The organism is Luteibacter sp. 9135, from assembly GCF_000745005.1.
Lineage (GTDB): Bacteria > Pseudomonadota > Gammaproteobacteria > Xanthomonadales > Rhodanobacteraceae > Luteibacter.
In genome coordinates, this window is the sequence record NZ_JQNB01000001.1 from 2,626,103 (window position 1) to 2,644,108 (window position 18,006).

Here is an 18,006-nt window from a genome sequence, read left to right on the forward strand (position 1 = left end):
TGCCTGCGCAAGGGATCCCGCGGCGATGAACAGGGCAAGCGCTGCCGTCACGCGACGTCGTGTGTAGGGTTTCATGGGCTTTTCTCATGGTGAATAACAGAAAGTCGGTCGACGCATGAGCCGCGATAACTTGCTCATGCGCGGTTGAGTGCCACACCTGCTTGCAGCTGCAAACGCGGCTCGATCTTAGTTATTCACTATTACTGATATATTATGGATGCATGGACTTTTGATGGCCGTCCGTGCATCCCGTGGCCCTTTCACGACGTGACCGATGCCATATAACGGCGCGGTGGTGCACCCAGCAAGCGGGTAAAAAGCGTCGTGAAACTGCTTGCGCTGGCATAGCCCAGCGCCATGGCCGTCGTCGTAATCGTCTCGCCGCGCGCGAGCATGTCCACGCCCATGACGATGCGAAGGTGCTCGCGCCAGCGGCCGAACGGCATGCCGGTTTCCTCGATAAAAAGCCGTGCAAGCGTGCGTGCGCTGGTGTTCGCATGGGCGGCCAGCCGGGTCAGCGTCCAGTCGCTGCCGGGATGGAGGCGCAACAGGTCGGTGACAGCGCGCAGGCGTCGGTCGTGGCCATGGGGTACGAAGAGGCGAGGGCGCGTCGATGGCGCTCGCAGGTGCTCCACCATCAGTGCGCCGATCAGGACCGCGATGGGGCGGTGGGTGGAAGCATCGGCGGCCCGGGTCACCCGTTCGGCTTCGAGGGCTAGTTGCAGCAGCAGTTCCGAGGCGGGCAGCACCTCGCATGTCACCGGCAGGCCGCCCGAAAGGCTGACCGGCATGTGGACGTTGATAAGCGAGGACGATTCGCTATAACGCGCACCGTGCGACAGGTGGGGCGGCACCCAGATGGCCAGTCCTGGCGGCGCAAGCCACCAGCCCTCGTCCGCCGTCACGGTCATCGTGCCTTGCCGCACGACGGAAAGCTGGCCGGAGGCGTGGTGGTGGGACGCGACCGTGCTGCCGGCCGGATGGTCGATGCGGGCTGCGGCTATCGGTTCGGCGTCCGGGCCGGTACCCACGGCGCTATCGACTCGCATGGCGGTTCCTCAAAATCAGTTGGCATTTTGACGAAAGAAATCGGTAAATATTTCGTGGAACATACACCCACTCCACGCCGACGGCCCACGACCATGACCCATCTCGACATCATCGGCATCGCAGGCAGCCTTCGCGAAGCCTCGTATTCGCAGGCCGTGCTGCGGTCGGTGTTCCACGACCTCCCATTGCCTTTCGCCGGACGCGCCCTCGATATCGGCCGCTTTCCGCATTACAGCGAAGACCTGGAGCGCGAGGCCTTGCCCGAATACGTTGCGTCGTCACGGGCGGCCGTCGCCGCGGCTGCCGCGGTCATCATCGTCACGCCCGAGTACAACCACGGGATACCGGGGGTGTTGAAGAACACCCTGGACTGGCTGTCCCGGCCGGCCTTTCAGAGTGGCATGGTCGGCAAACCGGTGCTCTTCATGACCTTGTCCGAAGGGGCGCTAGGTGGTGTGCGGGCACAGGGTCAGCTTCGTGAAACGCTGTCGTCGATGCTGTGCCAGCTTCCGCCGTCGCCGGAGATCGTGTTCCCGCACATCGGGTCCAAAGTGACTGAGGGCCTGTTGACCGATGAAGCGTCGCAGGTCTTCCTGCGCCGGCATCTGGCGCGCTTCGTCTCGGGCATCGTCACCGATGCGACGGTCTGACCACCCACGAGGTGCGCGTATGGAACCGATCCTTGCCGTAACCGCCGGCCTCGCCGTCGGCATGTTGTTCTCATGGTTGAAGCTGCCGCTGCCGGCGCCGCCGACGCTGACCGGGATACTGGGAGCCTTTGGCGTGTTCCTCGGCAGCGTGATCTACCGGATGGTCGTTCGCTAGGCACGTGTCATGCGGGCTTGACTCTAGACCTGGATAAAGGGTCTAGACTTACGTTATGACCTCATCCACCTCCCTTACCATCGGCCGCATCGCCCACAGCGCCGGCGTCGCCATCGACACGATCCGCTTCTACGAGCGAGAAGGCCTGCTGCCGGCGCCAAAGCGCCGGCCTTCGGGCTACCGCGAGTACGACGAGTCCGCCGTGACCCGCCTCCGTTTCATCCGTCGCGCGAAAGACCTCGGGTTTACCCTCGAGGAGATCCGTGAGCTGTTCGCCCTGTCGGCTGACCGCCATGGCGGCGTGGAAGGGGTGCGCGAGCGCGCCGCCGCGCGGTTGCACGCGATCGATGAGCGCATCGCCGAGCTGCAGCGAGTCCGCAGCGGGTTGTCGGAACTGGTCGACGCCTGCCCCGGGCATGGCGCCCCGGAAGATTGCCCGATCCTCAAGGCATTGGCGGAGCCGGGCGCATGAGCCATTGCTGCTCCCACGGCGCCCCGACCCCGCACGCGACGGCGGCAACGTCGGCACCGCTGCCCGCGGGGACGATCTACACCTGTCCGATGCATCCGGAGGTTCGCCAGCAAGGTCCAGGCGCGTGCCCGAAGTGCGGCATGGCGCTGGAGCCGGCCATGCCGAGCCTGGATGACGACGACGGCGGCGAAGCCCGGGCGCTCGGCCGGCGCCTGGCATCGCTGGTGGGGCTGACGCTACCGGTGTTCCTGATCGCCATGATTCCCCACGTGGCCGGGCAGGCGTGGCACCAGCCGTGGGCGGCCTTGCTGGGGTGGGCGGAGGCGCTACTGGCATCTGTCGTGGTGCTGTGGGGTGGCGCGCCGTTCTTCGCACGCGGCTGGCGCTCGCTGAGACCCTGGTCGCCGAACATGTACACGCTGATCGCGCTTGGCAGCGGCGTGGCCTGGCTCTACAGCGCCATCGCGTTCGCGGTGCCGTCGGCGTTCCCGCCGTCCATGCGCGACATGCATGGCCAGGTGGCCGTCTATTTCGAATCGGCCGCTGTCATCGTCACGCTCGTGACCTTGGGCGATCTGCTGGAGTTGCGGGCCCGTCGCCGCACGGGCGAGGCCCTTCGGGCGTTGCTGGGCCTGGTGCCGAAGACGGCGCGGCGTATCGACCCGGATGGCCATGAGGGCGATGTCGCCATCGACAGCCTGCGCGTGGGCGATACGCTGCGCGTGCGTCCCGGTGAGACCGTACCGGTGGACGGTACGGTGCTGGACGGCGAAAGCCACGTCGATGAGGCCATGCTTACGGGCGAAGCCGTGCCCGTGGCCAAGCGTGCCGGTGACCGGCTGACCGGCGGTACGCTCAACGGGCACGGGGCCGTCACCCTGCGCGTGGACCATCTCGGTGCGGACACCGTGCTCTCCCGCATCGTCGCCCTGGTGGCGGACGCGCAGCGATCGCGCGCGCCGCTACAACGCGTGGCCGACCGCGTGGCGGCATGGTTCGTACCCCTCGTCGTGGTGGCGGCGATCGTCGCGTTTGCGGCGTGGTGGGTTTTCGGGCCGGCACCGGTGCCGGCGCATGCCCTGGTCGCCGCCGTCTCCGTGCTGATCATCGCGTGCCCGTGTGCGCTGGGTCTGGCCACACCCATGTCGATCATGGTGGCGAGCGGGCGGGGCGCGCAGGCCGGCGTGTTGTTCCGCGATGCCACCGCCATCGAGACGCTTCGCGACATCGATACGCTGGTCTTCGACAAGACGGGCACGCTGACCGAAGGCCGGCCCATGCTGACGGAGGTGCGCACCTTTGGCGGCGACCGGGGGACGGCGCTGCGCATGGCCGCGGCGGTCGAGCGCGCGAGCGAGCATCCGCTGGGGCGCGCGATCATCGCGGCGGCGGAAGCCGAGGGCTTCGCGATCCCCGCGATGTCCGGCTTCCAGGTCTACGTGGGGCGCGGCGTCAGCGGCCGTGTCGATGGGCACGACGTCATGGTCGGCAACGGCCGGCTGATGGACCACGAGCGGGTCGAACTGGGCGCGGCGCAGGAGGTGGCCGCGAAGGCACGCGCCAAGGGTGCGACCGCCATGTACCTGGCGATCGACGGCCGGCTGGCCGCGGTGCTGTCGCTTTCCGACCCGATCAAGGCCTCGTCGCAACCCGCGCTGCAGGCGCTGCGCGAGGCTGGCGTACGCTGCGTCATGTTGACCGGCGACAACGCGGCGACGGCGAACGCCGTGGCCGCCTCCTTGCCGATCGACGAGGTGCACGCTGGCGCGTCACCGGAAGACAAGGCGCGCATCGTCGCCGGGTTGAAGGCTGCCGGCGCCACGGTGGCCATGGCCGGCGACGGCGTGAACGACGCGCCGGCCCTGGCCGCGGCCGATATCGGTATCGGCATGGGTAACGGCAGCGACATCGCGATCCGTAGCGCGTCGGTCACCCTGCTCAAGGGCGACCTGGCCGGCATCGCACGGGCGCGTGCGCTGTCCGATGCCGCGGTGAGGAACATCCGGCAGAACCTGTTCTTCGCCTTCGTCTACAACGGCGTGGGCGTGCCGGTCGCGGCGGGCGTGCTGTACCCGCTGACCGGCTGGACGCTGTCGCCCATGGTCGCGGCGCTGGCGATGAGCCTCAGCTCCGTCTCGGTCGTGGTCAACGCGTTGCGGCTTCGTCGTGCGCCGATCTGACAACGTGCCCCGTGTTCAGCGAGGCGCGTCGAACGACGGCGGGGCATCCTCCGGTCGGGTGGCCCAGGCCTTGTCCGGTGTGGCCGAGAGATCGAACCGCAGCGTGCCACCCTTGAGTGCGAACGACTCCGGCAGCCAAGCGCGTAACGACGCCTTGCCGTCGACGCGCAACGCCGTGACATACGGCTTGCCCGGCCCGGCATCCGGCGCCTCGATCACGATGTTGCCAGCGGCGCGGTGGATGGTGGCGCGGGTGAACAGCGGGCTACCCACGACCATTTCCGCGCGGCCGGGAATGGACGGATAGACGCCCAGCGCGGCAAATACGTACCAGGATGACATCTGGCCGAGGTCGTCGTTGCCGGGAATGCCCTTGGGCTCATTGAGCCAGAGGGTGTCGAGCACGCGGCGCACCAGCTCCTGCGTCTTCCACGGCTGGCCGGCGAAGTTGTACAGCCAGGGCGTGCCGATGGACGGTTCGTTGTCCAGTTCGGCATGCAGCGGGCCGGATTTGGTGACGGCGAACGCGCCGTCGGGCTGGTAGAAGAACGCGTCCAGGCGTGCACGCGCCTTGTCCCGGCCGCCCATGGCGTCGAACAAGCCGGCCACGTTGAAGGGCACCATCCATACGTACTGCGCGGCGCTGCCTTCGACGAAGCCGTCCTCGGTGGATGGTGTGAACGCGTGGGGTGGCTGGGCGTCGTCGTCCTTCACCAGGGCCCAGCTACCGTCCGCGTTGCGGTTGCGGATATAACCGCCTTCCGGCGTCGCCTTCGGGTCGAACAGGTTGCGCCAGTACTGTGCCCGCGCCATGAACCGCTGCGCCGTGGCCGCGTCGCCCAGGCGCCCGGCCAGTGTGCCGATGCCGAATTCCGCCGCGACGGTCTCCAGCGTGTCCGCGGCGGGTCCCCATGCGGGCGCGCCGACCGGTATGTAATGCAGCTTCAGCCAGGCGTCCAGTCCGGGGCGCTGGCCGACACACTCCACCTCGCAGCCGTCGTGTGAGGTATCCAGCGCGGTCGGGTGATCGGCGGCATGCACCAGCGAAGCGAGTGCGCCGGCGGCATCGAAGTCGCGTGCCCCGAAGGCATACATGCCTGCCAGCGCGGCGGCGGACGGATCGCCGTTCATCACGTGCGTGCCGCCGTTGTTGTGCGTCCAGCGATCCCACACGCCGTGGTTCTGTCGTGCCTGGTTGTACAGGCTTTGTGCGATGTCGCTGGCGATGCCGGGATCCAGCCACGCCACCAGCGGCAGCTGCGAACGATAGACGTCCCAGCCGGAGAAATTGGCGTACTGCGCCTTCTGCTTCCCGGTTACCGTGTGGACCTGCTGGTCGAATCCGCGGTACTCCCCGTTGACGTCGCTGAAGACGTTGGGTGTCATCAGCGCGTGGTAGAGCGCGGTGTAGAACACCGTGCGCTGGTCGGTCGTGCCGCCCTCGATCGCGATCTGCGAAAGCCGCGTGTTCCACGCCTGCACGGCTTTGTCGCGCAGTGCCTCGAAGGCGGTGCCGGCCGGGTTTTCCGCGTCCAGGTTGGCCTTCGCGTTGGCGGCGCTGACGTACGAGACGCCGACGCGCACGTTGACCTCGCGGGTGCCCGCCGCGAACCCCAGCCACGCGCCGGACCCGTGGCCCGCATCGGGGAACCCCTCGCCGTAACCGGTGCCGCCAGCGGCTTTCGTCCCGCCGCGGGTGACGGTGCCGTCGGTCCAGGTGCCGGTGGCGGCGAATGGCTGGTCGAACTCGGCCACCACATGCACGGTGTAATAGCTGCGCCGGTCGGCCTCGTTGATATAGCCGCAGAAGTTGCCGCTGGTGACCTCGACGGTGACCCGCCGGTTCGCCTTGTCGACCACCACGCTGGCCTTCTCCGAGCCCACTTCGGAATCGGACGCGCGCACCAGGAGGTTGACCGGCTTGCCGGCGGGGTAGGCGAAGCGCGCGGCGCCCGAGTGCAGGGCGGCGGTCAAGTCGGCGGTGACGCCGTTGTCCAGCGCCACCCGGTAATGGCCCGCCTTGGCCACCTCCTTCGCGTGGCTGAACGTGGATGCGTACGCGGTGCGGTAGTCGGCCGAGGGCGAGGTCGTTACCTCCGTGGTGATCGGCATGAGCGGTACATCGCCCGAGCCGCCCGCGCACCCCCAGCCTTCGACGTTGGTCAGGCTGAAGCCGCGGATCGACCCGGCGCGGTACTCGTAGCCGCCGGGCGCAGCAATGGGCGCCTTCTTGCCCGGCAACGGCGAGGCCTCGGGGCTGAACTGCACCATTCCGAAAGGCACTACCGCCCCCGGGAACACGTTGCCACCGTTGGTGGTGCCGATCAGCGGATTGACCAGGTCGGCGGGCCTGGAGGTCGCGGCAACCACCACGGGCGACAGGGCGAGGGCAAGGACGAGCGGGGGCATCACGCGCAAGGGCCGATCTCCGGATCGATATTTATATCGATTGAAATCCCTATCGCGCGTGCGGACCTGTGCCAGGGGTCATGGATGCAGCGCAGCAATCCTTACCAGAGGATGCCGTTCTCCGGCTGCACCGGTTTCAGCCCGTGCGCTTCGTTGAGCGAATCGCGCAGGTCGATCTCGATGCCGCGGGTGAGCGTGGTGAGCGGTACGTCGTCTTCCAGGTTCTCGAACGGGTTCTGCATGTCGTTACCGATCTGCAGCAATGCGAGGAACAGGAAGCCGGCCATCGTGGAACCCAGCGGGGTATACAGGCCGAGTGTCTCGACCAGGCCCAGCGGCAACAGGATGCAGAAACCGTGGGTGAAGATGGCGGGGTAGGTGGCGTACTGCTGTGGTAGCGGCGTGTTCTTGATCCGCTCCATGCCGCCTTGCGCGTTGGATATGTCCGACAGAGTGCGTGCAAGGCTGGCCAGCAGGATCGGGTCGGGGCGCGCGTCGGCGATCAGCACGCCCGTGCGCGCGTGGATGGCATTGGGCAAGTTGGTGACGTGGCGCAGCCGTTCGATCTCGTCGGCGGGCAGGCGCGGCGTCAACTCGTCCCACGGCGCCTGCCGGCGAAGATGCATGCGCAGCGCGTGCACATAGGCGATCTGGCGATGCGCCACGGTGGCACCCACGCTGCGATCCGGCAGCATGGTGCCGGCTTCGCGGGCCAGGGTGCGCGAGGCATTCACCATCGCGCCCCACAAGGTGCGGGCCTCCCACCAGCGCGCGTACGCCGTGGTGTTGCGGAAGCTCAGGTACACCGCGACGGCGGAGCCGAGCAGGGTGAGCGGCAGGGCCGGAAATTCCGCGGTGAGCCGGGGATGGATCACGTACCAGAATGCCGTGACCACGACATCCCAGGCCAGCAGCCAGATCAGCGGCTTGCCCACGTAACGCAGGATGTGCCCCACATGGGCCCGGCCGGGGAGGATCACGCGTTGTGTTCCCGCTGGATGGCCTCGGCCAGGGGGATGAACTTGAGGGAGTCTTCGTCCAGCACGGCCACCTTGCCGTCGCCGATGCCGTAGACCCAGCCCTGCAGGGCGATGGTGCCGTTGGCCAGCGCGGCGGCCACGGCCGGGTGGGTGCGCAGATGGGTGAGCTGGAGGCGGACGTTTTCCTCGATCACGGCCTGCATCGCTTCGGCGCCTTCCAGCTTGCGTGCGAAGACGGCGCTCCGAGCGGCCTGCGCGTTGCGCAGCCAGGCCTCCACGGTGGGCAGGTCGCGGGTGGATTCGGGGTTGAGCAGGCCCTTCATCGCGCCGCAGTCGGTATGGCCGCAGATGACGATGTGGCGCACGCCCAGCACCGCCACCGCGTACTCGACCACCGCGGAGACGCCACCGAGCATTTCGCCGTAGCCGGGAACGATGTTGCCGATGTTGCGGCAGACGAACAGCTCGCCCGGCTGGGTCTGCGTGATCATCTCTGGAACGACGCGGGAATCGGCACAAGTAATGAAAAGCGTGTGCGGGCTCTGGCCCTCGGCCAGTTCGCCGAAAAGCTTGCGGTTTCCCGGTTCCGGGAAGACCTTGTCGCTGAAGTCCTCGACGCCGCGGAGAAGGCCGAGCAGGCTTTCGTTACGTGGGGTTTCCTGGGTCATGCGCATGGCCTTGGTAAGTGCGCCGCCCGGGCGGGCGGCTGTCCGGCACGCAGTTTAGGACAACACGAGGCCAAAGAAATTCGCGCGGGTATGGAAACCCGCAGGAGCGGGGTTGGGGGTGGTGGCGGCGGCGGTGACGGTGACGGGTGTAGGAGCGCACGATGTGCGCGAAATCATTGCGCGGTGCGCGACATGGTTTCGCGTCGACCCCACCGGGTTCACGCGCCAGGTTGGAGGCATGGCCTCAAAACATGTCGCGCACATCGTGCGCTCCTACGACGCACCGTCCGGATATACCGGACGGACCCGCGCACCATCCGGGGGCTCAGGCCTCCGCGTCTTCCTTGTAGGCATCGATCGGGATGCAGGCGCACATCACGTTCTTGTCGCCGTACACGTTGTCCACGCGGGATACCGGCGGCCAGTACTTGCTGAACTTCAACGAGGGCAGCGGGAAGGCAGCCAGTTCGCGCGGGTAGGCGTGGGTCCACTCCGTGCCCGTGACCATCGCGGCCGTGTGCGGGGCACGGCGCAGCGGGTTGTCCTCGCGATCCAGACGGCCATCTTCCACTGCGGCGATCTCTTCACGGATCTGGATCATGGCGTCGATGAAGCGATCCAGCTCGTGCTGCGATTCGCTTTCGGTCGGCTCCACCATCAGCGTGCCGGAGACCGGGAAGCTCAGGGTCGGGGCATGGAAACCGAAGTCGATCAGGCGCTTGGCGACGTCTTCCGCGCCCACGCCGGTGGCGTCCTTGAGCGGGCGCAGGTCGAGGATGCACTCGTGCGCCACAAGGCCGTTGCGGCCGGTGTACAGCGTCTTGTAGTGCGGGGCCAGGCGACGCGCGATGTAATTTGCATTGAGCAGGGCGACCTGGGTCGCTTTGCGCAGGCCCTCGGTGCCCATCAGCGTGATGTACATCCACGAGATCGGCAGGATGGATGCCGAACCGAACGTGGCTGCGCTCACCATGCCCACGTCGCCCTCGTTGCCGAAGCCGCGGGGCAGGAACGGCGCCAGGTGCGACTTGACCGCACACGGGCCGACGCCCGGGCCGCCGCCGCCGTGGGGAATGCAGAAGGTCTTGTGCAGGTTGAGGTGCGAGACGTCCGAGCCCCACTTGCCGGGCTTGGCCACACCGACCAGCGCGTTCATGTTGGCACCGTCGGTGTACACCTGGCCGCCGTTCTGGTGCACCACGTCGCAGATGGCGACCACGTCTTCCTCGAACACGCCGTGCGTGGAGGGGTAAGTGATCATGATGGCGGCAAGCCGGTCGGAGTACTTCTCGGCCTTGGCGCGGATATCGTCGACGTCCACGTTGCCGTTGGCGTCGCAGCGGGTGACCACCACGGTCATGCCACACATCTGGGCCGAGGCCGGATTGGTGCCGTGCGCGGATTCCGGGATGAGGCAGATGTCGCGGTGGCCCTCGTTGCGCGAGCGGTGGTACGCGCGGATGGCCAGCAGGCCGGCGTATTCGCCCTGGGCACCGGAATTGGGCTGCAGGCTGACCGAGTCGTAGCCGGTGCATTCCACCAGCATCGCTTCCAGTTCGTCGATCAGCTGCTTGTAGCCCTGGGCCTGGTCGGCCGGGGCCAGCGGATGGATGTTGGCGAACTCCGGCCACGTCACCGGGATCATCTCCGCGGTGGCGTTGAGCTTCATGGTGCACGAGCCCAGCGGGATCATGGTGCGATCCAGCGCCAGGTCCTTGTCGGCCAGGCCACGCAGGTAACGCAGCAGCTCGTGCTCGCTGTGGTGGGTGTTGAACACCGGGTGCTGCAGGAAGGCGGTGTCACGAAGCAGGGCAGACGGCAGCGCGTCGGCCGTGGCCGCATCCAGCGCGTCGATGTCACCCAGTTCTGCGCCGAACACGCCGGCCAGCGCCGCGATGTCCGCGCGAGTGGTGGTCTCGTCGAGGCTGATGCCCACGCTGCCCGCATCGATCGCGCGCAGGTTGAGGCCGGCTTTCGCAGCCTTGGCGTGCAATGCCGCGGCATCCACGCCCGTGATGTGCAGCGTGTCGAAGAAATCGTTGCCCACCGTGACACCGGCCTTGCCCAGCACGTCGGCGAGGATGGCGGTGAGGCGGTGCGTGCGGCGTGCGATGCGGGCCAGGCCGTCTGGGCCGTGATAGACCGCATACATGCTGGCCATGACGGCGAGCAGCACCTGCGCGGTGCAGATGTTGGACGTGGCCTTCTCGCGGCGGATGTGCTGCTCGCGCGTCTGCAGGGTGAGGCGGTAGGCCGGCTTGCCCTCGCTGTCGACGGAGACGCCGATCAGGCGGCCCGGCATCGAGCGCTTATAGGCATCGCGACAGGCGAGGTAGGCCGCGTGCGGGCCACCGAAGCCGTAGGGCACGCCGAACCGCTGCGTGTTGCCGACCACGATATCCGCGCCCCAGCTGCCGGGCGCGGCGATCAGGGTGAGGGCAAGCAGGTCGGTGGCGACGCAGACGATGCCGCCGCGTGCGTGCGTGGCGTCGGCCAGCGCGGTGTAGTCGTTGATCCGCCCGAAGGTGTTGGGGTACTGCAGCAGCACGCCGAAGCTGTCGACCGAACCGGCGTCGCCGTCCGCGCCCACATGCAGTTCGATGCCGATGCCGTCGGCGCGCGTGCGCAGCACTTCCAGCGTCTGCGGATGGACGTCCTTCGAGACGAAGAACACGTTGGACTTCGACTTGGCGGACCGCTTGGCCAGCGTCATCGCCTCGGCCGCGGCCGTGGCCTCGTCCAGCAGCGAGGCGTTGGAGATGTCCATCCCGGTCAGGTCGGTGACCATGGTCTGGAAGTTGATCAGGGCCTCCATGCGGCCCTGCGAGATCTCAGCCTGGTACGGCGTATAGGCCGTGTACCAGGCCGGGTTCTCCAGCACGTTGCGCAGGATGACGTTCGGCGTGAGGGTGCCGTAGTAGCCCTGGCCGATGAAGCTGCGGAACACCGTGTTGCGGTCGGCGATGGCGCGGATCTTGGCCAGCGCTTCCTCTTCGGTCACAGCGGTGGGCAGCGACAGCGGCGCGGGCGACTTGATCGAGCCCGGCACGATGGCGTCGGTGAGGGCGTCGAGGCTGGCGTGGCCGACCACGGCCAGCATGGCGTCGATCTCGGCATCGTTCGGACCGATGTGACGCTCGATGAACGCACCGTGGTTCTCGAGTTCGCGCAGCGACGGAGAGTTTTTCTGGCTCATGGCTTTGGAGGCATCCGGAAGAACGTGCCGTGCCGGCACGTGGGGCGCCCCTCTGTCCTTTTGCCTGAGAGTTTGGAGGCGTGTGGCCTCTTGCACCTTCGGCGCCGGATCTAACCGGTCTCTCCAGAGTGATGAAGCACGTCGGTGGTCATGGGAGCCTGAGCGATTACGGGCGTTGCGCCTTCGGCAGCGGGTCCTTCCGCTTCTCCCACCGGGTGTTGCTGCGAACGATTATACAGAGCCGGGGCCAGGGATGATGTCTTTTCGCGACCGTATACCGTTGAGGAGCAGATCGATCCCTGCCAGGTAGTCGGCACGGTCGTCATGGGCGTGCAACGCCGTGGCCATGCTGCGCGTAAAGGGGTAGGCGGCCGGGTCCAGCGCGGTCCAGGTGGCTGCGATGGTTGCCAGGAAGGCCTCGCGGTCGACTCCCCGTGCCTGGCCGTAGCGTGCATTGGCGGCGTTCTGCCCGGCCACGCCGAGGATGTAGCTCCATACCGCAAGCACGGTGGACCATTGCGCCGCCGGCGGTACGTCTAACGCCTGGATCTGCGTACCCAGCGCTTCCAGCAGGCGAATGCCTGGCAGCTGCCCCGGGCTGTGTCCCAGGGCGGTGCCCACCCACGGGTGCCGGTCGATGGCGTCGAACATGCCCAGCGCGATGGCTCGAATCCTGTCGCCGGGTGTCGTTGCTTGATGTGCTGTGCCGTCGGTCGCGGGATCCAGCGTGCGAGCGACGATGGCGTCGCAGGCCGCGGTCAGTAGGTCGTCCTTGTCGGCGATATGCCCGTAGAGGGCCCCGGGCCCGGTCGCCAGGCGCTCGGACAATGCCCGGAAGGTGAGGCCGCCCTCGCCGCGGCTGTCGAGCAAGGCAATGGCGGCGTCGATGATGCGGTCCCGGGTGAGGGAGCGTTCGCGTCGCGGGGGGCGGGAGGACGAATCGACCATGGCCCATATTGACATAAATGGAATGGCGTTCCAATCTGGAACGACGTTCCATTTGCGGTTCGGTCGGCCTCTCAAAACAACTCCCGGAGCAACCATGCCTCCTTCCATCGCAATCATCGGCGCCGGTCTCGGCGGCCTCACGCTGGCGCGCGTTCTCCATGTCCACGGCATGGCCGCGACGGTTTTCGAAGCCGAAGCCTCGGCCACCGTTCGCAGCCAGGGCGGCATGCTGGACATCCATGGCGAGACCGGCCAACTGGCGCTCAAGGCGGCCGGGCTTTACGAGTCCTTCCTGGACCTCGTTCACCCCGGTGGCCAGGCAACCCGTGTCGTCGGCCGTGACGGCACCGTGCTGTTCGCCAACGGGGACGACGGTTCCGGCGATCGACCGGAAGTGCCCCGAGGTTCACTACGGCGCCTTCTGATCGATGCGTTGCCGGCGCGGACGATCCGCTGGGGCAGCAAGCTAACGCAAGCCGTGTCGTCGGGTGACGGCCGGCACGAGCTTCGCTTCGCCGACGGCTCGATCGTCACCACCGACCTGCTCGTCGGTGCCGATGGGGCATGGTCGAAAGTGCGGCCGTTACTCTCCGCCGAGATGCCCGTTTACACGGGGATGTCGTATGTGGAGACGTGGCTGAAGGACGTCGACCATCGTCATGCGTCCAGCGCCGCTACCGTCGGCGGCGGCGCGCTGTTCGCCGTGGCACCGGGCAAGGGCATCCTCGCCCACCGTGAGCCGGACGGCATCCTGCATTGCTACGTGTCCCTGGTGCGTTCCGAGGCGTGGATGTCCCACCTCGACAGCCACGATCCGATGACGACGATCGCCCGTGTCGCCGCGGAGTTCGACGGCTGGGACGAAAGCCTCCGGGCACTGGTGACCGACAGCGACACGGCGCCGGTGATCCGGCGCCTCTACGCCCTGCCAGCCGATCATCGATGGGAACGCGTGCCGGGCGTGACGTTGCTCGGCGACGCGGCCCATGTCATGTTGCCCTCCGGCGAGGGCGCCAACCTGGCGATGTGGGACGGGGCCGAGTTGGCGCATGCGCTGGTCGCGCAGCCGGGCGACGTCGAAGCGGCGCTCGCGCATTACGAGGAGCCACTGTTCCGGCGTAGCGGGCTGGCGGCAGCGGATGCCGTCGCCCTTCGCGAGGTCTGTTTCGGCGATCGCGCACCCGACAGCCTGGTCGAGATGTTCAGCGGCAGTGGGCCGGCTGGCTGATCAATTTTTTTACCAAGGCTCGGCGCCCTCGTTGGCGGAGAAACTACCGGTCGGGCCGTCGTCCGGAAGCAGGGCGAGGCGAACGGTCTCGGCGGCACCTTCCGGGACGGTCTGCGGGCCGCTATGGCCGTTCAAATCGGTGGCCGTGTAGCCCGGGTTGGCGGCGTTGACCTTGATGCCGTGTTCCTTCAGTTCGGCCGCCAGCAACACGGTGAACATGTTCATCGCGGCCTTCGACCCGTTGTAACCGAGCAGTTTGACTGCGGCGTAGTCCCAGGTCGGGTCGTTGTTGAGCGTGATGGAGCCCAGGCCGCTGGAGACGTTGACGACACGGCCGGCGCGCGATTTCTTGAGCAACGGCAGCAGGGCCTGCGTCACGGCGACGGCGCCGAAGAAGTTGGTCTCGAAGATCTGTCGCACGACCGCCAGGTCGGCGGTGCCCGGCAGGCCGTCGCCCTGCAGGGATATCCCCGCGTTGTTGACCAGTACATCGAGCCGGCCTTCGTTGGCTTCGATGTCGGTGGCAGCGGCCGTCAGCGAGGCGGGATCGGAGAGGTCCAGGGCGATGTAGCGCACGTCGAGGCCTTCGGCCTGCAAGATCGTCGCAGCCTTCTGGCCGCGTGATACATCGCGGGCGCCAAGCAGGACACGATGGCCGGCCTGGCCGAGCTGACGGGCGACTTCGAAGCCGATGCCCTTGTTGGCGCCGGTGACGAGGGAGATGCGACGGTCTGGAGTGGTCATGGTGTTCCTTGGTGATGACGCTGGAGAGTGGGACTGGGTTTAATATATGAACCATCCTTCGGCTTTTGAATTCGCATATGTCCGTGATCCCCTCCGACCCCTTGAAGCCGCGTAAAACCCCACGTCAGGCCCGTTCGGCGGCTACTGTAGCGGCGATTTTCGAAGCGACGTTTCAGGTTCTGCTGACCGATGGCCTGGTGCGCCTGACCACGACTCGCGTGGCCGAGCGGGCCGGCGTGTCCGTCGGCACGATGTACCAGTACTTCCCGCACAAACAGGCACTGCTTTACGCCTTGCTCGACCTCTATCTGGAGGAAGTGGTGGTGGCGCTGGAGGACGCCTGCCTGCGCCACGAGGGCGAACCGCTACACCAGATCGCTGATGGTCTTGCGCATGCGTATCTGGAGGCAAAGCTGCGCCATATGCCGGGCTCACGCGCGCTTTATGCGGTGGCGGCGGAACTCGACACGGCCGATCTCATAGGCGACGTCATGCGACGCGTCGACAGCGCCCTGACACGTGTATTGGCAAGCGCCCGCGACACGACCTTCGACGATTTGCCGACAGTCACCTTCGCATTGCGCACGCTGCTGGTCGGCACGGTGCGCGCCGTGCTGGAGACCGATGCCTCGCCGCCATCGATGGCGATGTTGCGCGCGCAGTTGCCGGTGATGTGTCGTTCGTACCTGATGGCGGCATCACGCGGTGTCTCGCCATCGATTTGAACACGTGGGATCTCAGCGCCACAGTTCGCCTTGCAAAGAAAAGCCCGCCGGACGTAGTCGCGACGGGCTTCCAAGTGCGTAACGCTGAGACTTACTTCTTCAGATCGAACCGATCCAGGTTCATCACCTTCGTCCAGGCCGCGACGAAGTCACTCACGAACTTCGGCTGGGCGTCTTCGGTGGCGTACACCTCGGCCAGCGCGCGCAGCTGGGCGTGCGAGCCGAAGATCAGGTCGACACGCGTACCGGTGAACTTGCGCTCGCCCGATTTGCGATCGACACCCTCGAAGATGTCCTGCGCCGAGGACATCGCCCGCCATTCCGTGCCCATGTCGAGCAGGTTGCGGAAGAAGTCGTTGGTCAGCGTGCCCGGCTTCTGCGTGAACTGGCCATGCGTGTCGTTGCCGGTGCGCACACCCAGTACACGGAGGCCGCCGACCAGCACGGTCATCTCCGGTGCGGTGAGCGTGAGCAGCTGCGCCTGGTCGATCAGCAGGGCTTCCGCAGGCACGTTCCACTTGCGCTTGAGGTAGTTGCGGAAGCCATCGGCCTTGGGCTCCAGCGCGTTCACCGATTCGACATCCGTCTGCGCCTGCGTGGCATCGCCACGGCCCGGCGCGAACGGGACATCCACGGAATGGCCGGCGTCACGTGCGGCCTTCTCGATGCCCGCATTACCGGCCAGCACGATCAGATCGGCCAGCGAGACCTTCTTGCCGCTGCCTTCGAAGTCCTTCTGGATGCCTTCGAGCACACCCAGCACCTTGGCCAGCTGCTCGGGCTGGTTGGCTTCCCAGTCCTTTTGCGGGGCAAGGCGGATACGAGCGCCATTGGCACCGCCGCGCTTGTCCGAGCCACGGAAGGTGGAGGCGGACGCCCAGGCCGTGGTGACCAGCTCGGCAACCGACAGACCCGATGCGAGGATCTTTTCCTTGAGCGAGGCCACGTCGGAGTCACTGACCAGGGCGTGATCGACGGCCGGGATCGGATCCTGCCAGTCGAGCACCTCGGCCGGGACTTCAGGGCCGAGGTAACGGGCACGCGGGCCCATGTCGCGATGGGTCAGCTTGAACCACGCGCGGGCGAACGCATCCGCGAACTGGTCGGGGTTTTCGAGGAAGCGGCGCGAGATCTTTTCGTAAGCCGGATCCATACGCAGGGCGAGGTCGGTCGTCAGCATCGTCGGGCGAAGCTTCTTCGACGGATCGTAGGCGTGCGGGATGGTCTCCTCGGCGTCCTTGGCGACCCACTGATGCGCGCCAGCGGGGCTCTTGGTCAGTTCCCATTCGTGGCCGAACAGGTTCTCGAAGAAACCGTTACCCCACTGGGTCGGGGTGCTCGTCCAGGTCACTTCCAGGCCGCTGGTGATGGTGTCCGCGCCCTTGCCGCTGCCGAAGCTGCTCTTCCAGCCGAAGCCCTGGTTCGCGATGTCCGCGGCTTCCGGCTCGTCACCCACGTTGTCGGCGGGACCGGCACCGTGCGTCTTGCCGAAGGTGTGTCCACCGGCGATCAGCGCGACGGTCTCTTCGTCGTTCATCGCCATGCGTCCGAACGTCTCGCGGATGTCGTGCGCCGAGGCGACCGGATCCGGGTTGCCATCCGGGCCTTCCGGATTTACATAGATCAGGCCCATCTGCACCGCGCTGAGCGGGCTCTCCAGGTGGCGACCGCCGTCGGTGCGGCTCTGTTCCTCGCCGTGCTTCTCGGCATCGGCCACGAGCACGCCGCCGTCGTCGTCATCGCCGGCCTTGCCCTTGCCGTAGCGCACATCGCCGCCCAGCCAGGTCTTCTCGTTACCCCAGTAAACGTCCTGGTCGGGTTCCCACGTATCCTCGCGGCCGCCGGCAAAGCCGAAGGTCTTGAAGCCCATGCTCTCCAGGGCGACGTTACCGGTGAGGATGTAGAGGTCGGCCCAGGAAATCTTCTGGCCGTACTTCTGCTTGATCGGCCAGAGCAGGCGACGCGCCTTGTCCAGGCTGACGTTATCGGGCCAGCTGTTCAGCGGGGCGAAACGCTGCTGACCGCGGCCACCACCGCCACGGCCATCGCCGACGCGGTAGGTGCCCGCGCTGTGCCAGGCCATGCGGACGAACAGGCCGCCGTAATGGCCGAAGTCCGCCGGCCACCATTCCTGCGAATCGGTCATCAGGCGGGTCAGGTCCGCTTTCACGGCCGACAGGTCGAGGCTGTTGAAGGCCTCGGCGTAGTTGAAGTCGCCACCCAGGGGGTTGGACTTGTTCGAATGCTGGGCCAGCAGGTCCACACGCAGCTGTTTCGGCCACCAGTCACGATTGGTGGTGCCGCCGCCGGCGGTGTGGTTGAACGGGCACTTGGCTTCGTTGGTCATGCGCTCTCTCTCCTTGGGATAGTCCCAATGGCTGGCATTACGGTGCGTCGGGCTTGCACGGAGGTGCGGCGACAATGCGCCACGGGGACAACGATGGTGGGCAGCGGAGCTGCCGAGAGGCCGACCAGGGCGCCGCTGCATCGCTTGCGGGAAGCGTGGCAACAGCGACGGGAGCGCGACGGGCGAGGGGCATGACGCGACCTGTGGAAGACCTGTGAAGGAGTGTACGCTGAC

14 protein-coding genes and 1 riboswitch are annotated in these 18,006 nt (G+C 66.9%); of the genes, 6 read left to right on the top strand and 8 right to left on the bottom strand.

Annotation, left to right across the window (positions count from 1 at the left end; all coding sequences use genetic code 11):
• Positions 1 to 260: 260 nt before the first annotated feature.
• Positions 261 to 1,049: an AraC family transcriptional regulator gene (locus tag FA89_RS11315; RefSeq protein WP_081916489.1), complete on the bottom strand. Its 789-nt coding sequence runs from the start codon at positions 1,047 to 1,049 to the stop codon at positions 261 to 263.
• 93 nt (positions 1,050 to 1,142) lie between these two features.
• Here FA89_RS11315 and FA89_RS11320 point away from each other — a divergent pair, with 93 nt between their 5' ends.
• The 4 genes from FA89_RS11320 to FA89_RS11335 are packed head-to-tail and all read left to right on the top strand — an operon-like array spanning position 1,143 to position 4,527.
• A complete protein-coding gene (locus FA89_RS11320; RefSeq protein ID WP_036140699.1) occupies positions 1,143 to 1,700 on the top strand; it encodes an NADPH-dependent FMN reductase in 558 nt (185 codons plus the stop codon).
• A 19-nt stretch (positions 1,701 to 1,719) separates the two neighbouring features.
• A complete protein-coding gene (locus FA89_RS11325; protein WP_036140700.1) occupies positions 1,720 to 1,875 on the top strand; it encodes a XapX domain-containing protein in 156 nt (51 codons plus the stop codon).
• 55 nt (positions 1,876 to 1,930) lie between these two features.
• Positions 1,931 to 2,347, top strand: coding sequence for a heavy metal-responsive transcriptional regulator (locus FA89_RS11330; RefSeq protein ID WP_036140701.1), 417 nt, complete (start codon positions 1,931 to 1,933; stop codon positions 2,345 to 2,347).
• On the top strand, positions 2,344 to 4,527 hold the full coding sequence (locus tag FA89_RS11335; protein ID WP_081916491.1) for a copper-transporting P-type ATPase: 2,184 nt from the start codon (positions 2,344 to 2,346) through the stop codon (positions 4,525 to 4,527). Before FA89_RS11330 ends, FA89_RS11335 begins: the two co-directional genes overlap by 4 nt.
• A gap of 15 nt (positions 4,528 to 4,542) precedes the next feature.
• On the opposite strand, the gene FA89_RS11340 is transcribed toward FA89_RS11335, so the two are convergent.
• The 5 genes from FA89_RS11340 to FA89_RS11360 form a co-directional block, all read right to left on the bottom strand.
• Positions 4,543 to 6,936, bottom strand: coding sequence for a GH92 family glycosyl hydrolase (locus FA89_RS11340; RefSeq protein WP_036144171.1), 2,394 nt, complete (start codon positions 6,934 to 6,936; stop codon positions 4,543 to 4,545).
• 101 nt (positions 6,937 to 7,037) lie between these two features.
• Positions 7,038 to 7,916 (bottom strand): bestrophin family protein, encoded by an 879-nt coding sequence (locus tag FA89_RS11345; protein WP_051938707.1) that lies wholly within the window; start codon positions 7,914 to 7,916, stop codon positions 7,038 to 7,040.
• The gene (locus FA89_RS11350) at positions 7,913 to 8,584 is read right to left on the bottom strand and encodes a carbonic anhydrase (protein WP_036140702.1); all 672 of its coding nucleotides are present in this window, start codon (positions 8,582 to 8,584) and stop codon (positions 7,913 to 7,915) included. Before FA89_RS11350 ends, FA89_RS11345 begins: the two co-directional genes overlap by 4 nt.
• A 325-nt stretch (positions 8,585 to 8,909) precedes the next feature.
• The gene (gcvP, locus tag FA89_RS11355; protein ID WP_036140703.1) at positions 8,910 to 11,780 is read right to left on the bottom strand and encodes an aminomethyl-transferring glycine dehydrogenase; all 2,871 of its coding nucleotides are present in this window, start codon (positions 11,778 to 11,780) and stop codon (positions 8,910 to 8,912) included.
• A 42-nt stretch (positions 11,781 to 11,822) separates the two neighbouring features.
• Positions 11,823 to 11,917, bottom strand: a riboswitch (glycine riboswitch).
• Positions 11,918 to 12,011: 94 nt separating this feature from the next.
• A complete protein-coding gene (locus tag FA89_RS11360; protein ID WP_036140704.1) occupies positions 12,012 to 12,728 on the bottom strand; it encodes a TetR/AcrR family transcriptional regulator in 717 nt (238 codons plus the stop codon).
• 94 nt (positions 12,729 to 12,822) lie between these two features.
• Here FA89_RS11360 and FA89_RS11365 point away from each other — a divergent pair, with 94 nt between their 5' ends.
• Entirely contained in the window at positions 12,823 to 13,956 is a 1,134-nt protein-coding gene (locus FA89_RS11365; protein WP_036140705.1) for an FAD-dependent oxidoreductase, read from the top strand.
• Positions 13,957 to 13,965: 9 nt separating this feature from the next.
• Here FA89_RS11365 and FA89_RS11370 read toward each other — a convergent pair whose 3' ends face one another.
• Complete coding sequence (locus tag FA89_RS11370; RefSeq protein ID WP_036140706.1) at positions 13,966 to 14,700, bottom strand: SDR family oxidoreductase; 735 nt, start codon at positions 14,698 to 14,700, stop codon at positions 13,966 to 13,968.
• Between the two features lie 77 nt (positions 14,701 to 14,777).
• Here FA89_RS11370 and FA89_RS11375 point away from each other — a divergent pair, with 77 nt between their 5' ends.
• On the top strand, positions 14,778 to 15,425 hold the full coding sequence (locus FA89_RS11375; protein ID WP_036140707.1) for a TetR/AcrR family transcriptional regulator: 648 nt from the start codon (positions 14,778 to 14,780) through the stop codon (positions 15,423 to 15,425).
• A gap of 91 nt (positions 15,426 to 15,516) precedes the next feature.
• Here FA89_RS11375 and katG read toward each other — a convergent pair whose 3' ends face one another.
• Positions 15,517 to 17,772: a catalase/peroxidase HPI gene (gene katG / locus FA89_RS11380; RefSeq protein WP_036140708.1), complete on the bottom strand. Its 2,256-nt coding sequence runs from the start codon at positions 17,770 to 17,772 to the stop codon at positions 15,517 to 15,519.
• Between the last annotated feature and the right edge of the window lie 234 nt (positions 17,773 to 18,006).